17 protein-coding genes and 1 riboswitch are annotated in these 16,686 nt (G+C 37.6%); of the genes, 4 read left to right on the top strand and 13 right to left on the bottom strand.

Features of this window, described 5'->3' with window-relative positions; translation table 11 throughout:
- Positions 1 to 44: 44 nt before the first annotated feature.
- The 9 genes from MHH85_RS01740 to MHH85_RS01700 form a co-directional block, all read right to left on the bottom strand.
- The gene (locus tag MHH85_RS01740) at positions 45 to 713 is read right to left on the bottom strand and encodes a methionine ABC transporter permease (RefSeq protein ID WP_340705777.1); all 669 of its coding nucleotides are present in this window, start codon (positions 711 to 713) and stop codon (positions 45 to 47) included.
- On the bottom strand, positions 706 to 1,731 hold the full coding sequence (locus MHH85_RS01735) for a methionine ABC transporter ATP-binding protein (RefSeq protein ID WP_340705776.1): 1,026 nt from the start codon (positions 1,729 to 1,731) through the stop codon (positions 706 to 708). The genes MHH85_RS01740 and MHH85_RS01735 overlap by 8 nt, the downstream gene beginning before the upstream one ends.
- Positions 1,732 to 1,857: 126 nt before the next feature.
- Positions 1,858 to 1,964, bottom strand: a riboswitch (SAM riboswitch).
- Positions 1,965 to 2,020: 56 nt separating this feature from the next.
- On the bottom strand, positions 2,021 to 2,329 hold the full coding sequence (locus MHH85_RS01730; RefSeq protein ID WP_340705775.1) for a thioredoxin family protein: 309 nt from the start codon (positions 2,327 to 2,329) through the stop codon (positions 2,021 to 2,023).
- 11 nt (positions 2,330 to 2,340) lie between these two features.
- On the bottom strand, positions 2,341 to 2,685 hold the full coding sequence (locus MHH85_RS01725; RefSeq protein WP_053418651.1) for a hypothetical protein: 345 nt from the start codon (positions 2,683 to 2,685) through the stop codon (positions 2,341 to 2,343).
- 79 nt (positions 2,686 to 2,764) lie between these two features.
- Positions 2,765 to 3,145: a glycine cleavage system protein GcvH gene (gcvH, locus tag MHH85_RS01720; protein WP_038188701.1), complete on the bottom strand. Its 381-nt coding sequence runs from the start codon at positions 3,143 to 3,145 to the stop codon at positions 2,765 to 2,767.
- Between the two features lie 78 nt (positions 3,146 to 3,223).
- A complete protein-coding gene (locus MHH85_RS01715) occupies positions 3,224 to 3,580 on the bottom strand; it encodes an arsenate reductase family protein (RefSeq protein WP_193740856.1) in 357 nt (118 codons plus the stop codon).
- Positions 3,581 to 3,688: 108 nt separating this feature from the next.
- Positions 3,689 to 5,473 carry an acyl-CoA dehydrogenase family protein gene (locus MHH85_RS01710; protein ID WP_340705774.1) on the bottom strand — a complete coding sequence of 595 codons (1,785 nt, stop codon included), beginning with the start codon at positions 5,471 to 5,473 and terminating at the stop codon, positions 3,689 to 3,691.
- Positions 5,474 to 5,500: 27 nt separating this feature from the next.
- Positions 5,501 to 6,673, bottom strand: a complete 1,173-nt coding sequence (locus MHH85_RS01705; RefSeq protein WP_340705773.1) for an acetyl-CoA C-acetyltransferase — start codon at positions 6,671 to 6,673, stop codon at positions 5,501 to 5,503.
- Positions 6,674 to 6,704: 31 nt separating this feature from the next.
- Positions 6,705 to 9,089: a 3-hydroxyacyl-CoA dehydrogenase/enoyl-CoA hydratase family protein gene (locus MHH85_RS01700; protein ID WP_340705772.1), complete on the bottom strand. Its 2,385-nt coding sequence runs from the start codon at positions 9,087 to 9,089 to the stop codon at positions 6,705 to 6,707.
- Between the two features lie 257 nt (positions 9,090 to 9,346).
- Here MHH85_RS01700 and MHH85_RS01695 point away from each other — a divergent pair, with 257 nt between their 5' ends.
- Together MHH85_RS01695 and MHH85_RS01690 are read left to right on the top strand one after the other, a co-directional pair.
- A complete protein-coding gene (locus MHH85_RS01695) occupies positions 9,347 to 9,673 on the top strand; it encodes a thioredoxin family protein (protein WP_038188714.1) in 327 nt (108 codons plus the stop codon).
- A gap of 684 nt (positions 9,674 to 10,357) precedes the next feature.
- On the top strand, positions 10,358 to 10,879 hold the full coding sequence (locus tag MHH85_RS01690) for a C39 family peptidase (RefSeq protein WP_340705771.1): 522 nt from the start codon (positions 10,358 to 10,360) through the stop codon (positions 10,877 to 10,879).
- Here MHH85_RS01690 and MHH85_RS01685 read toward each other — a convergent pair.
- Positions 10,862 to 11,749: a 5'-3' exonuclease gene (locus tag MHH85_RS01685; protein WP_340705770.1), complete on the bottom strand. Its 888-nt coding sequence runs from the start codon at positions 11,747 to 11,749 to the stop codon at positions 10,862 to 10,864. The two genes, MHH85_RS01690 and MHH85_RS01685, sit on opposite strands and share 18 nt — an antisense overlap.
- 130 nt (positions 11,750 to 11,879) lie before the next feature.
- Here MHH85_RS01685 and MHH85_RS01680 point away from each other — a divergent pair, with 130 nt between their 5' ends.
- Complete coding sequence (locus MHH85_RS01680; RefSeq protein WP_340705769.1) at positions 11,880 to 13,100, top strand: NAD(P)/FAD-dependent oxidoreductase; 1,221 nt, start codon at positions 11,880 to 11,882, stop codon at positions 13,098 to 13,100.
- 67 nt (positions 13,101 to 13,167) lie between these two features.
- On the opposite strand, the gene hutH is transcribed toward MHH85_RS01680, so the two are convergent.
- Both hutH and MHH85_RS01670 read right to left on the bottom strand, forming a co-directional pair.
- Entirely contained in the window at positions 13,168 to 14,655 is a 1,488-nt protein-coding gene (gene hutH / locus MHH85_RS01675; protein WP_340705768.1) for a histidine ammonia-lyase, read from the bottom strand.
- Between the two features lie 337 nt (positions 14,656 to 14,992).
- On the bottom strand, positions 14,993 to 15,436 hold the full coding sequence (locus tag MHH85_RS01670) for an Lrp/AsnC family transcriptional regulator (RefSeq protein ID WP_193740864.1): 444 nt from the start codon (positions 15,434 to 15,436) through the stop codon (positions 14,993 to 14,995).
- Between the two features lie 140 nt (positions 15,437 to 15,576).
- Between MHH85_RS01670 and MHH85_RS01665 the strand changes: the two genes are divergently transcribed.
- A complete protein-coding gene (locus tag MHH85_RS01665; RefSeq protein ID WP_340705767.1) occupies positions 15,577 to 16,161 on the top strand; it encodes a DJ-1/PfpI family protein in 585 nt (194 codons plus the stop codon).
- A gap of 73 nt (positions 16,162 to 16,234) precedes the next feature.
- On the opposite strand, the gene MHH85_RS01660 is transcribed toward MHH85_RS01665, so the two are convergent.
- Positions 16,235 to 16,684: an OsmC family protein gene (locus MHH85_RS01660; protein WP_340705766.1), complete on the bottom strand. Its 450-nt coding sequence runs from the start codon at positions 16,682 to 16,684 to the stop codon at positions 16,235 to 16,237.
- Positions 16,685 to 16,686: the final 2 nt, after the last annotated feature.

Here is a 16,686-nt window from a genome sequence, read left to right as displayed (position 1 = left end):
TACTGTTTAGTTATATGTGATCGGTTATACCGTATAAGCCCAAATTATCTTTTATCAATTTTCGCCGTAATAAGGTCGCCGACGAATTGAATAATAAATACCACTACTAAAATAAGGATTGTTGCAACAAAAGTTACATCGTTTTGACTTCTTTGGAAACCGTCTAAAAACGCTAATGTCCCTAGTCCGCCTGCCCCAATAACACCTGCCATTGCTGTGTAACCAACAAGTGCGATAGCTGTTACAGTAATACCCGAAACTAATGCGGGTAATGATTCTGGGATTAACACTTTACCGATAATCGTAGAAGTTTTTGCACCCATTGAACGTGCCGCTTCGATGACACCTTTATCAATTTCTTTTAACGCAATTAAAACCATACGCGCATAGAATGGTGCTGCTCCAATAATTAAAGCTGGTAATGCGGCATTGGGACCTCGAATTGAGCCTAATAATAGTTTCGTAAATGGTATTAATAGAATCACTAAAATAATGAATGGAATCGAACGGAAAATATTCACGATCGAACCTGTTAACCAACTTACTAATTTATTTGCCCATAATTGCTGAGGGCTTGTCAAAAACAGCAAAATACCTAAAGCTAAACCAATGATAAATGTGAAAACTGTAGCAACGCCTGTCATATACAGTGTTTCTATCGTTGCTTCCCACATTCTATCCCATTGTACATTCGGGAAGAGATCATTAAGCATTTTCGATCACCTCCGTTTTTACTCCATGTTCATTCATATATGTGACTGCTTTTTGTACATTATCATTATTGCCATCTAACTGAATAATCAGCGTACCATATGGTCCACTTTTCGTTTGCGAAATATTACCATGGACAATATTCACGTCTAAATTAAGTTCACGACTTAAATGTGAAATAACTGGCTGGCCAGTTGAAGAGCCTACAAACGTTAATTTTACAAGTGTTCCTGATGGGTAGTTTTCAATAATTTGTTCAATTGATTCTTTACGTTCATTCGTATCAGTAATTTGAGATACAAATCGTTTTGTAACGTCTGCTTGTGGTGATTGGAATACTTCTAGGACATCACCATTTTCAACAACTTGTCCAGCTTCCATTACCGCCACGCGATGACAAATCTTACGAATGACATGCATTTCATGTGTGATAAGTACGATTGTTAAGCCTAATTTTTCATTGATATCAACTAATAAATCTAATATTGAATCCGTAGTTTCAGGATCAAGTGCTGAAGTAGCTTCATCACAAAGCAATACTTCTGGGTTATTTGCCAGTGCTCTAGCAATACCTACACGTTGCTTTTGACCACCTGATAATTGAGAAGGATATGCCTTTTCTCTGCCTTTTAAACCGACTAATTCAATAAGTTCTAATACCTTTTTCTGACGTTCCGCCTTAGATAAACCTGCAATTTCTAATGGAAATGCAATATTCTCTTCAACAGTACGTGACCAGAGTAAATTGAAATGTTGGAAAATCATACTGATTTTTTGACGTGCATTACGTAACGCACTTCCTTTAATCGACGAAACTTCCTGACCATTCACAACAACTTTTCCTGTTGTCGGTTGCTCCAAACCATTTAATAAACGAATGAGCGTACTCTTACCCGCTCCGCTGTATCCAATAATGCCGAATATTTCTCCGTTTTCAACAGATAAATTCACATTTTTGACAGCGGTTAACTCTCCGTTAGCAGTTTTATATTTTTTCATTACATTTTCTAACTGAATCACTGTCATACCACCTTTATTTTAAAACTAAAAAGTATGCACTTTCTACTGGCATCTCTTAGAAACTAAAAAAACCCTTCTGCAGATTAACAGAAGGGTTTAACGCAAAGCTATATACGTAAAACCGTTCTCTCATCTTCCAAAGTAAATACTTTGTGTGATTTGGCACCGTGCCATATAAATATGACGGTTGCCGGGCTTCATTGGGCACTTCCCTCCACCTCTCTAAATAAGAGTAACGACTATATTTAATTAGTTATGTTTGCTACTTTATCACGCTATTGCTTTAACGTCAATCGTTTTGACGTAATTTTTCAAACAAAAAAGGTACTGATTGAAAGGCATAAATTTTATCGTGAATTTTCCCGTTTTTCGAAATAATCAAACACGGAACACTTTCTACTTCATAATCAAACGCTACATCTTGTATATAATTCAAGTTCGCTTTACCAATAGGAATATCGCTAACGACATGCTCTACTACTTCCATCATCTTCGACGCAACTGCACATGTACCACATAATGGTGTATACAAATAAAAAGCCGAAAGCGAGGAGGTTTTCATAGTTTCTTCCCATTGTTCACGTGACCATTCTTCCATCTTCTTCATTCCTATACTATTAGATATTCTTTATGAACTGTAAAATTTGCCGCCAATAATATTCTAGCTAAATGTCTTCTAGGAGTAGCTTCTACTTGTTTATAAGTAGAGGAGGTGTGTAGGTGACGAGCATTTGGGAACTCTCTTTTAAAAAGAGCACGGAGCTTATCACCCGATGAGTCAGCATCAAAAAATGCATACATTTCGCAGTCATCATATGGTGCCAAAATCTCTTCTAATCGGCTTGCACTAACTGTTCCATTCGTACATATTATCGGAATGTTCTCTGCTAATATTGGCGCGATTCGCAACTTATCTTGGCGCCCTTCTACGATAATCAGTTTGTTAAAAGTCATATATACCCTCCTAACAAATACTTTTTGTCGTTTACCAAGTTTAAAAAAACGCCGAGCAAATGCACGGCGTTTTCAGATCTTATTCTTCGATAATTGCTTCGTATTGTTCTGCAGTTAATAATGCATCAACTTGAGCGTTATCAGCTGGTTCAACTACAACCATCCATGCTTTATCGTATGGAGATTCGTTAACGAACTCTGGGCTTTCTTCAAGCTCTTCGTTAATTTCAACAACTTTACCAGAAATCGGTGCGTAAAGTTCTGATACAGTTTTTACAGATTCAACACTGCCGAATGGTTCGTCTGCTACTAATTCGTCGCCAACCTGTGGAAGTTCAACAAAAACGATATCGCCTAGTTCAGATTGTGCGAAATGTGTAATACCGATACGTACTTTTCCGTCTTCAGTTTTTACCCATTCATGTTCTTCAGAATAGCGTAAGTCTTTTGGTGTGCTCATGAATACCCCTCCAAATATGTAATTATATTCACTTTAAGTTTGACATATTTCCATTGTAAAAACAAGCATATGTCTGTGTTATTTCCATGTCTGTTCAAAGTCTGATTCTTTAAATCCTAACGTCACTTTTTTACCGTCTGTAACGATTGGACGCTTGATTAACATACCATCCGAAGCAAGCAATTCTAATTGCTCATCTTCCGACATATCAGCCAGTCGATCTTTCAATTGTAGATCTCTATACTTCATCCCTGAAGTATTAAAAAACTTCTTCAATGGTAAACCACTAGCATCTAGATACTGTTTTAATTCCTCTTTAGAAGGTGTTTCTTCAACGATGTGCTTATCTGTATACTTTACGCCATTTTCGTCTAACCATGCTTTTGCTTTACGACAAGTTGTACATTTTGGATATTGAATGAATAAAATAGACATATACATGCTCCTTTTTCCAAACTATTTAATTCTATTGTAGTGGGAGTATAGTATACAAGCAAGAAATCCGAACACAAAAGTTGTGTTCGGATTCTCAACTAGCTTATTTTAGACAACAAATTTCTCAGCAGCAATTAGTTTAACTGATGCTTCACGTTTCTTCGCAATAACATTGTAAGGATTGTTACGAGTAAGTTTGCGAAGCGCAGATAACATCATACGAGCATTGTCTCCGTCTACAGCTGTAATGATTGTTTCTTTTGCTTCTTTTTCGATTTCTTCAAATGCTTCTTGGCAGAAGATTTGAGTATATAGTAATTTTTGGCTTGCTTTGTCTAACCCATCACGAGCAATAGCTTTTTCTGTACGTAACACAGTAGATTCCATTGCAAATAATTGGTTAGCGATATTCGCAATGTTCACTAGTAATTCTTGTTCGGCATCTAATTTCGGGCCATATTTTTGTGCAGCAAGACCAGCTGCTAATAGAGCGATTTTTTTCGCATTTTTCACAAGATGCTTTTCTTGTGCTAATGGCTCATCACCAATTTCTTCAGGCATTAGCATTAAAAGCTCTTGTTGTAGGCTCTGCGCTTGTTGCAATAAAGGTAACTCACCTTTCATTGCTTTTTTCATAAACGTGCCAGGTATGATGAAACGGTTAATTTCGTTTGTTCCTTCAAAAATTCTATTAATACGTGAATCACGGTAAATGCGCTCTACTTCATACTCTTGCATGAAACCATATCCACCATGTAATTGCACTGCTTCATCAGCGATATAGTCAAGTGTTTCAGAACCAAAAACTTTATTGATAGAACATTCAATAGCATATTCTGCAATTGATGCTGCAATCGCTTTACCGTCTTTTTGTTCTTCTTCACTTAATTGACCCATACGATCTTCAAAGTATCCTACTGTACGGTAGATTAAACTTTCAGTAGCATATAATTTTGAAGCCATTGTTGATAGTTTTTCTTTCGTTAAATTGAAAGATGAAATAGGTGTTTTAAATTGTTGACGTTGGTTTGTATACGAAATCGCTAATTCAAGAGCACGCTTTGATGCACCAATTGATCCCACACCTAATTTGTAACGACCGATGTTCAAAATGTTAAATGCAATAATGTGACCGCGCCCTACTTCACCAAGTAGGTTTTCAACTGGTACTTTTACATCTTCTAAAATTAGTGTTCGAGTTGAAGAAGATTTAATCCCCATTTTCTTTTCTTCTGCACCGACAGAAACACCTGGATAATTGCGTTCTACTATGAATGCTGAGAATTTATCGCCATCAATTTTCGCATATACGATGAATACATCAGCAAAACCAGCGTTTGTAATCCATTGTTTTTCTCCGTTTAATACATAATGTGTGCCTTCTGCATTTAGTTTTGCTACTGTTTTTGCACCTAATGCATCCGACCCAGAACCTGGCTCCGTTAATGCATAAGCTGCAATTAGCTCACCAGATGCTAGCTTAGGTAAGTACTGTTGTTTTTGCTCCTCATTACCAAATAATACGATTGGTAATGAACCAATTCCAACATGTGCACCGTGTGTAATAGAGAATCCGCCAGCTACTGACATTTTCTCAGCGATTAATGCCGATGTTACTTTGTCTAAGCCTAATCCTTCATATTCTTCAGGTACATCTGCGGCTAAAAGACCAAGTTCACCAGCTTTTTTCAATAATCGTACAGAATGGTCAAACTCATGATTTTCTAAGTTTTCAACGACTGGTAATACTTCATTTTGCACATAGTCCTCTGTCGTTTTCGCAATCATTTTATGCTCTTCAGTGAAATCTTCTGGCGTAAATACACGATCAAGTTCTACATCTTCAGTTAAAAAGCTACCGCCTCTAATGATATTCGCTAATTTCTCTGTCATAATAATCGCTCCCCTTTTGTGTGTTATTTATAGAATTTCAAATACGCCAGCAGCTCCCATACCGCCACCGATACACATTGTTACTACACCGTACTTTTTACCTTGACGTTTTAACTCATGAATTAATTTCAGTGTTAAGATGGAACCTGTAGCACCAAGCGGATGCCCTAATGCAATTGCACCACCATTAACATTGACTTTTTCAAGGTCGATGCCCAGTTCACGCACCACTTGAATTGATTGTGAAGCAAAAGCTTCGTTAATTTCCCATAGGTCAATATCTTCGATAGATAGGCCCGCAATTTTCAGCGCCTTCGGTACAGCAACTGTTGGGCCAATCCCCATAATTTCAGGAGGTACCCCGCCTACTGCAAAGGATAAAAATTTCGCCATCGGCTTTAAGCCTTGTGCTTCAGCCTCTTCACTGTCCATAACAAGTACTGCTGCTGCACCATCTGAAGTTTGTGAAGCATTTCCTGCTGTTACACTTCCAGTTACTGAAAACGCTGGGCGTAATTTCGCAAGTGTTTCTTGAGATGTACCAACACGTACACCTTCATCCATGTCAAATGTGAATTTTCTCTCTTGCAAATTATTCCCCGCATCCACGTATCGTTGTACGACTTCCACTGGCACGATTTCATCGACGAATTTACCTTCTTGAATTGCTTTAGCGGCTAATTCATGTGAACGAACAGAAAAGGCATCTTGATCCTCGCGACTAACATCATATTTCTTAGCTACTTCTTCCGCTGTATGCCCCATACTCATATAATATTGTGGCGCAGTTTCCGCTAAAGTCGCATTAGGTCTAATCACATTGCCCATCATTGGTACTAGACTCATAGATTCAATACCGCCTGCAATAATAGCCTTTGAATGTCCAAGCATAATACGTTCTGCAGCATAAGCGATTGATTGTAAACCTGATGAACAGAATCGATTAACTGTTACAGCTGGCGTTGTATCAGGTAGCCCAGCAAGCGCTCCTATATTACGCGCAATATTCATCCCTTGTTCTGCTTCTGGCATAGCGCAACCAAGAATTAAATCATCTATGTCCCCTTCATAACCCGCTCTTTGTAATGTCTCTTTCACAACTAATGCTCCAAGATCATCAGGACGAATAGTTGCTAAAGATCCTTTTTTTGCTTTTCCAATAGGTGTTCTTGCACCTGCTACAATAACAGCTTCACGCATAGTAGATTCCCCCTTAATCACTTCTCTAAAACTAGTTGCGAAGTGGTTTACCTTTCACTAACATATGTTGCATTCTAGCTTGTGATTTTGGCTCTGCTACAAGGCTTAAGAACGCTTCACGCTCTAAATCTAGTAAGTATTGTTCATCCACTAATGTGCCGTATGGAACTTTGCCACCTGCTAAAACAAAGGCAAGCTTTTTCGCTATTTTCAAATCATGCTCACTAATGAAGCCTGATTGATACATTCCTTGTGCTCCTAATAATAATGTTGCATAACCAGTTTCACCTACAACCGGCACCTTAGTTCTAATTGGCGCTGTATAACCACCCTCATATAATGCCAATGCTGCTTGTTTGGCGTCATATAGTTGGTGATCAGAGTTAACGCTAATACCATCTGCAAAGTTTAAGAAGTTATTTTCTCTCCCTTCCTCAGCAGATGTTGAAACTTTCGCCATTGCGATAGATTCAAATACTTTGTTTGCGATATTTTGATAATCGACTTGTACTCCATTTGGTAATCCTTTTAAATGCTTTAAGTACAATTCTTTATTACCACCACCGCCAGGAATTAGACCTACCCCTACTTCCACTAGACCCATATACGTTTCCATTGTTGCTTGAATATGAGCTGCTGGTAAACAAACTTCAGAACCGCCACCAAGTGTCATTGCAAATGGTGCTGCTACTACTGGTTTTGAACTGTACTTAATTTTCGTCATCGCATTTTGGAAACCACGAATCGTGAAGTCTAATTCGAAAATGTTGTCATCTTGAGCTTCCATAAGAATCATTCCTAGGTTGGCACCAACGCAGAAGTTCTTCCCTTGGTTACCAATAACAAGCCCTTTGTAATTTGCTTCTACCTCATCAATGGCATAATTAATCATTTGTATAACATCTAAACCGATAGCATTTGCTTGTGAATGGAATTCCAGTAATGCAATGCCATCCCCCATATCGATTAAGCTAGCTCCTGAATTCGATTTAATAACACCGTGTTTTTTCTTATAGCGCTTTAAATCGATTGCTTTTTCATTAACCGGTACTAGCTTGTAATCTTCACCGTCGAAGTAAGCTAATCCTTCCTCTAGTTCTTTATAAAAAGTTTCATAGCCTTTAGCTAGTAAACCTTTTACGAAGCTAGGAATCTCTTTACCTTCAGCAGTCATCTTCTCAACTGATTTCTTTACACCAATTGCATCCCAAATTTCAAATGGTCCTTGTGCCCAGCCGAAGCCCCATTTCATGGCGTTATCGATTGCTACAATATCATCGGCAATTTCACCATGTAACTGCGCTGAGTAAAGTAAAGTTGGTGCTAGCACATTCCACAATAGTTCTCCTGTACGGTCATCAGCATATGTTAACAACTTCACTTTCGCTCTTAATCCTTTTTGTTGCTTTGCCATTTCAATTGAAGGAGTGCGGAGTTTTTTTACTGGTTCATATTCAAATGTATCTGTATTTAACTCTAATATCTCTTTTCCCTTTTTAATGAAGAACCCTTGACCTGACTTGGCTCCAAACCAGCCATTATCAACCATCTTCTGAATATAAGCTGGTACTTCGAATACTCGTTGCTCTTCACCCGTTGTTTGATCATAAACGTTTTTTGCGACGTGAACGAAAGTATCTAAGCCGACAACATCTAATGTACGAAGAGTTGCTGACTTTGGACGGCCAATTAAAGGTCCTGTAACAGAATCTACTTCACCAACTGAATAACCACGTTCTTGCATTTCACGTAAAGTAACAAGCAAGCCATATGTACCAATCCGATTAGCGATGAAGTTTGGTGTGTCTTTTGCTAGAACGACACCTTTTCCTAGTTTGTCTTCTCCAAATTCCTTCATAAATGCCACTACATCAGGACAAGTATTCTTTGCCGGAATTACTTCAAGCAGTTTCAAATAGCGTGGTGGATTGAAGAAATGAGTGCCTAGGAAATGCTTTTGGAAGTCTTCTGAAAGACCTTCAGCCATTGCATCAATACTAATGCCAGATGTATTAGAACTAATAATTGTGCCAGGTTGACGAACTATATCAATTTTTTCATATAAACTCTTTTTAATAGCTAAGTTTTCAACGACAACTTCTATAATCCAGTCCACATCTTTTAGTTTTTCAAGATCATCCTCGAAGTTCCCAACTGATAATAACGCTAAGTTTTTCTTTGCAGTTAACGGTGCTGGTTTTTGTTTCAAAAGCTTTTGTAATGCTGTATCTGCGAATCGATTACGTACGACCGAACTATCTAAAGTAAGCCCCTTTGCTTCTTCCTCTTTAGTCAATTCCTTTGGTACGATATCAAGCAAAATTGTTGGAATACCAATGTTTGCTAAATGGGCTGCGATCCCCGAACCCATTACCCCCGAACCTAATACAGCTGCTTTCTTTATTTGATAAGCCATGAGCAAATCCTCCCTTTTCCCCTTTTTGAATGAATGCTCATTCATTTTAAGAATAAAAAAAATAAAACTTCCTTATCTGCTTCTTAGTTTAGACTATTTTCTGTTTTTTCGCAATAATCAAATTCACATATTTTACAAATATATGGATTAAATTTTGTTTTAATCCCTTAAAAATACTATCATCACCTTTTTTAAAACAAGTTGCTTTCAGCGTCACCAAAAAACGTGTACACTATTTTTATAGGAGGGATTTACTTATGAAACCAATTACAACTATTGAACAATTTACTGAAACTACTTCAACAGCAAAACCTGTTATCGTAAAATTCCACGCTGGCTGGTGCCCTGATTGCACACGTATGGACATGTTCATCGACCCTATTATCGAAGAATACAATCAATATGATTGGTATGAATTGAACCGCGATGAGCTTCCAGAACTTGCTGAAAAGTATGATGTTATGGGTATTCCTAGCTTACTGATCTTCAAAGAAGGCGAAAAGTTAGCGCACCTTCACAGTGCAAATGCTAAATCACCAGCTCAAGTAACTGAATTCTTAGAAGCACAAAAGGCAAATGCGTAACATTTTTAACGGATAGACTGTAGACAACTCGAAGAATTTCGAGTTTGTCTACAGTCTTTTTGTTTTAAAAAATAAATAGATAGGACCGTTGATTTCCGCTACGGTGGACGCTTTCCGCGGGCGGGCGCCAAGTCGCTTCGTCGCTACTCTCCTGCAGGGTCTTGGACTGTCCCGCTTTTCCCGCAGGAGTCGCCACCTCCGCTCCAATCAACTACACATGTAATATAAACCAATCTTTAGAGATGATGGGAAATAAAAAAATCTCGAAAGAAATCAAATTGAAATGATTGCTTTGTATCAACTAGTACCCAAGAACATCTTATGGGGAAAATTGAGGTTGCGGTGGCCAACCTTAAGAGGTCTTAAAAAGTGTCCATGCAGAAGATGCTTACTTTTGCTGTTGTGAATTTAAAGAAACTCGCCAATTGTACTTGGCAAGTTCAAAAATGGAAAGCAAGTTAATGTCTATCCGTTTTTTCTTATACAATTTGTAATATACTATGTATTCTATTCATGAAAAGTTCTAACAATTACATACAAATATCCATGATCGTTATATTAATGATTAAACTACCGCTTCAAATATTGTAACTAGAGATAGGTTTGTATTTTTTCTTATAAGCATCTCTTAGCGGAATCCTATCTCGTATTGAGTCATACATTCTTTTCATGGAGGTGAATTATATGCGCATTCAGTTACCCGTAAATGGTCAATCCCAACATACCGATGATGTGCTGAAGCAATGGCGGAATTCTGCATGTGGACCAACAACCGCTGCTGTCATGTTAGATTATCTATTACCTGATGAAAAAACAAAAAGCATCAATCAGCTTTATAAACAGCTAGGAACAACACCAATTGGCCTTTTTAAATACCGCTTCATTCATAATATGCGGAAAATAGTTGGGCCTAATTGGTCTATTCAGAGCTGTAGCTTACATGATGCTTTGTTTGAATTGCGCGCGGGAAGACCGGTTGCAATGAAGTTTGATAAATATTTTTCTTTTCACTTTTGCTTAAAGCCCACATACGCCTATCACTGGGTACCGCTAATTGGTTATGAAGAGGTTGAGGACGATGTCATTCTCATTATCCATGATAATGGTGGACAAAATCGTGATAGTCAAATACGTGAGGTCTCATATAAAGCCAATCAAAAGGTGCTTACCTTTGTAAAGATGACGCCTTTACCCGTTCGGGAATAATGATTTTGCATGACGTGAAATCAGTGAATAACCATCCATAGTTAATTGATCAAGCTTCTCTTGCGTTAGTGACGGTAATGATAAATCATCAATTGTTGCATGTATAGGCACTTCTGTATGAATTTTCGCCAGTTGATGTGACAGCTTTAACATTTCTTCATATTCTGTGATTTTCGAACGCTGTGCTGGTTTAAGCTCATCAATCGCAGCTAAAACGCCATCCACTGAGCCATATTTTTGGATGAGGCTCAATGCAGTTTTAGGGCCAATTCCTTTAACACCTGGGTAACCATCACTTGAATCGCCCATAAATGCTTTAACATCTGCAAATAATGCAGGTGCAATTGCATATTCTTCCTCAAAACGTTGAACATCATAAACATTGTATTCTGTATAACCTTTTTTCGTTAAGGCAATCGTAGTTGAAGGATTTAATAACTGTAATAAATCCTTATCTCCACTGACAACTGTTATCTTCGCATCATTCTTCCATTTTTCAACGATTGAACCAATTGTATCGTCTGCTTCCATTCCTACTTCACCAAAGTTTTTCCAGCCAATCATTTCTGATACTTCCTTCGCCATATCAAATTGTGGCTTCAATTCATCTGGTGGACTCGGACGATTTGCTTTATAGCCATCAAATAGGTCATTCCGGAAAGTGTGTACACCCATATCCCAACATATAGCCAAATGAGTCGGTTTCATCATCGATTGTGCAGTCAAAACATGACGTGCAAAACCTTGTACTCCATTTGTCGGTGTACCGTCTGCTTTTCTAAAAAACTGGTTCATTGGGGCTGTTGCAAAAAACGAACGGAATAACAGTGCCATTCCATCTACTACTAAAATATGTGGTTGCTCATTCATTATATATATCCTCTCAATCTGTTCACTTTAATATCTATTAAGCATTCATTATAACAAATATCTAGATAGAATGATTAAGTTGTGCGTTCTATGGGTAAATATAAATAGTTTTGTAAGGGGGTATTAAAAAGTGCATATACATGAAGGTTCTTTATATTGGCCAACAACAGTTGCCAAACGTTTTAAAGTGCTACCGGTAGAAAAGTCAGATTGTTATGATGCTATTATTGTTGGTGGTGGTATGTCAGGTACATTAACTGCATATACACTTGCTAAGGAAGGTTTAAAAGTAGCGGTAATTGATAAAAGACCATTTGGTACAGGTAGTACTGCTGCAAATACAGGTTTGTTACAATTTTCAAATGATATTATGTTGCATGAGCTTGCACAACAAATTGGTGAAGCAAATGCCATTCGTTTTTATAAACTTTGCTATCAAGCAATCGATCAACTTGAAGAAATTTCTATTACTTTACAGGATCATGCGGACTTTATACGTAGACCGAGTATTTACTATGCAAGTACACAAGAGGATGTATCAAGACTACAAAAAGAATATGAGGCGTTATCTTCTAATGGCTTTCCTTGTGAGTTTTGGACAGCTAAAGAAATAAAAAATCATATGCCCTTTCAAAAACCAAGTGCAATCGTTACTCATAATGATGCAGAGATAAATCCTTATAAATTTGTTATAGGGTTATTAGAAAAGATGCAAGAAGCAGGAGTACATTTACTGGAAGGAATTGAAGTTTTAGATACTACCCAAGATGAAGAAACAGGGAATATTACTGTTCAAACATCGAAAGAGGAACTATGTGCTAAAAAAGTTATTTATACGACTGGTTATGAACCACTACCATTTGGGAAACGCCAAGGTGCAGAGATAAATCGTTCATATGCTATTGTGACAAAACCAATGCAGTCATTAAACAATTGGTATAAACATGCACTCATCTGGGAAACAAAACGCCCTTATCTTTACCTTCGTACTACTGTTGATAATCGAATTATCGCCGGTGGATTAGATGAGAATTCTCCTGAAGCACCTTCAACAGAAAACATTGTCCACGAGCGCGCAGATAAATTAGTGGAAGAGCTACAAAAGCTATTCCCCGACGAACTAATAGAGGCTGAATATATGTATGGTGCTACTTTCGGTGAATCTATCGATAATTTACCATTTATCGGTGAGCACCCTAATCAGCCCAACCATTTCTATTTACTAGGATATGGAGGGAACGGCACGGTTTATAGCACGCTTGGGTCCAATATATTAATAGATTTAATACAGGGTCATGAAAACGAAGATGCCCATTTAGTCACTTTAAATCGCCCTAATGGTGTCATCTGATTCATATAAAAAACGCGTCAATTATTAGCAGTTAACCGCTAACAATTAGACGCGTTATTATGTTTGTTTAATGATTGATTGGTGATAACCACTCAGCGAGCTTTTCTACATCTTTGCTAAAAATTCGATCCTCATTGATAGTAGGTACAACTGCGCGCACTTCTTGCCATTTAGTATAAAGCGCTTTAGACATTTTCTCTACGCCTCTATATTCAACTGCTTGCGCTGCACAAATAGCTTCTATTGCTAACACCCTTCTAGCATTTTCGATTATTTGATAGGCATGTCTTGAACCTATTGTTCCCATACTGACATGATCTTCTTGATTGGCTGAAGATGGAATTGAATCTACGGATGCTGGATGCGCCAATGTTTTATTTTCTGATACAAGACTTGCTGCTGCATACTGCAATATCATTGCTCCAGATTGCAGACCTGGTTGGGGGCTCAAAAATGCCGGTAACCCCTCATTTAACTGAGGATTTACGAGACGTTCAATTCGACGTTCAGAAACGTTAGCTAATTCAGCCATACCTATTTTCAAGAAATCCATAGCAAATGCGATTGGTTGACCGTGGAAATTCCCACCTGAAATGACTGTACCACCATCATCGAAAATAAGCGGATTATCCGTAGCAGCATTTATTTCAATTTCAAGCTTCTCTTTCACATAGTTGAGTACTTGCCAGCTAGCCCCATGAATTTGCGGAATGCAACGAAGAGAATAAGCATCTTGTACTCTTTTCTCCCCTTGTTTAGTCGCTAATTGACTACCATCTAACCAATTACGCATACGTTCTGCAACGTCTACTTGTTCCTTATAGCCACGCGCCTCATGAACCGCTGGATGAAAGGCATCGACAATTCCAAATAAAGACTCCATCGTCATTGCCGCAATCCATTCGCTGTCATAAGCCAATTGACTTGCTGCTAAATAATTCACAATGCCTTGAGCTGTCATTGCTTGGGTGCCATTTATTAGTGCTAATCCCTCTTTCGCCTCTAATGTAATCGGTTCCAAATTATGAGTTTGCCAAACATCAGCCGCTGGCACTTGCTCATTCTTCTGCCAAACAAACCCTTCACCAATTAATACTAAAGCTAAATGTGATAATGGCGCCAAATCACCTGATGCACCAAGTGACCCTTGCTGCGGAATGACTGGATGAATTCGATTATTTACCATATATGCAAGACGTTCTAGTACCTCAATTCGAATGCCCGAAAAACCTTTTAACAGTGCATTCAAGCGAAGAACGACCATTGCTCTAGAAACGACTTCAGCAAAAGGCGCACCTATACCACAAGCATGTGAACGGATTAAATGGAGTTGAAGATGTCGCGTATCTTCTTCTGCAATTTTCACATCGCTAAATTTACCGAAACCTGTATTGATACCATAGACAGTTTGGTCTTCACGTACAATTTTCTCAACAGCTAAACGACTTTTCTTAACAAGCACTATCGCATTTTTATCTAATTCAACTTTGACGTTATCATTTAGAATGACCTTTAAATCCGCCAATGATAAGTTCTTTCCGTCTAATGTAATCATTCAACAGTCACATCCTCTTTATCATCGTGAAAATTCCAGTAAGCTTTTCGCCATTTATGTACAACTTTAAGAAGACGAACCAAAAATGAAATTTCCCTAATACACTACATTCATTTTACATAAAACCAGTCTAAAATTAAGTACTTTTTGTAAAAAAGTAAAAATTTCTCACTTGCTATCAATGTAGTATTTTAGCAGGATAAAGTTGCTGAATAACAATAAACTTTTATCAAGGTTCTTTATTTTTTATACAGGATTATGATAGAGACTAACTAGTACCTTTTTTTACTAGACGCTTAATAACTACAAGAAAACTTTACTTACGATGACACTCCTTTTATAATTTCTCTTCCACTATAAATGGTTCTATTACCTTCTTTTCATGCGAAGATAACACAATATTTGTTGACGGTGTGCCGTATTGCATGGAGTCATCTATAAATCGCTCTAAACTCTCTACAGAATGCGTTGCTATTTTGACTATATAGCTAATCTCTCCTGCCACTCGGTAACACTCAAGTACATCCGGATGATTATGACAAAAGTTCGCTAATGCTTTACAGTCCTTTGACTCGAACAAAATAATCGCACGCATTGGACGATGCATTTTTTTCAATGCAACACTTGCATGATAACCCTCAATTATTTGCTGTTCTTCTAACTTTCGAACACGCTCAATTACTGCAGGAGCAGATAAATGAACGATTTCCGCTAATTCTTTCATAGAAATTTTGGCATTTAACTGTAATTCTCTTACTATCTTTTTATCTATTTGATCCATTTTTCCACTCACCTTTTTTTATTAAATAGAATAACTCAAAATCCTTATAATATAAATTCATTTAAAGATATATCCTTTTTCAGCTTATGTAATATAACTTTTCATTTAATTAAAATAAAGATATTGGAGGGATTTAAGAAATGAAAAAAATATTATTGTTATTGGCAGATGGCTTTGAAGCCGTAGAAGCAAGCGTATTTACAGATGTGCTTGGCTGGAACAAATGGGAAGGCGACGGCTCGACTGAGGTTGTGACAGTCGGTCTTCGAGATAAATTAACTTGCACATGGAATTTTAACGTCGTCCCTGAAAAAACGATTCATGATATTCAATTAGATGAATTTGATGCATTAGCTATTCCAGGAGGATTTGAAGAGGCCGGCTTTTATGACGATGCATTTAGTGAATCCTTCTCCAACATAATCCGTCATTTTGATGCAAGACAAAAGCCTATTGCTAGTATTTGTGTAGCATCATTAGCACTTGGTAAAAGCGGCATTTTAAAAAATAGAAAAGCTACAACTTATGCTCACCCAACTAGTATAAGAAAAGAACAGTTAAAGAATTTTGGCGTAAATGTACAAAATGAGAGAATTGTTCAAGATGGCCATATCATTACTTCATCAAATCCAGGTACTGCTTTTGATGTCGCATTCCTATTGCTTGAAATGCTGACGACAAAAGAAAATACTCATCATGTGAAAGACCTCATGGGATTTGCCTAAACAAAAGTGATATGTTTTTAATTCAAAAAAAACTGCTAAGTAATCGATTTTAACGAATACTTAGCAGCTCATCTTACTCTTCTATTTTTAAGTGTACTTGCAATTCAAGTGCAACATTCCCTTGAATTGCCTTACTGATCATACATGTTTTTTCTGCTTTTTCTGCAAGCTTTTGCGTTAAACTAGCATCTCGTACCGTTGTGCCGCTTGCTAAGGTGATTTCTGGTTTGTGAATAATCTTCTTATACGTAAAGACGCCATTCGTTACATCAACGATTCCTTCAGATTTCATCGATAGGCTCTCTACATTGATACTTGATCGTTCAAGCATTGCAGCTAATGTAATAATATAACAAGTCGCAGCAGCGCCTAACAGCATCTCATCAGGATTTGTGCCAATACCTGGCCCGTCCATTTCAGTGGGAATAGATACTTTTGTTTGTAATTGACCTGATGCGATTGTGCCGACATCATTACGACCACCTGGCCAATTTGCAGTCAAATGAAAACTATGTTCTGCCATAT

It is taken from the genome of Viridibacillus sp. FSL E2-0187, assembly GCF_038006425.1.
Lineage (GTDB): Bacteria > Bacillota > Bacilli > Bacillales_A > Planococcaceae > Viridibacillus > Viridibacillus arvi.
Note: the sequence above shows the minus strand (reverse complement) of the source record. Positions and strands in the feature narration are given on the sequence as shown.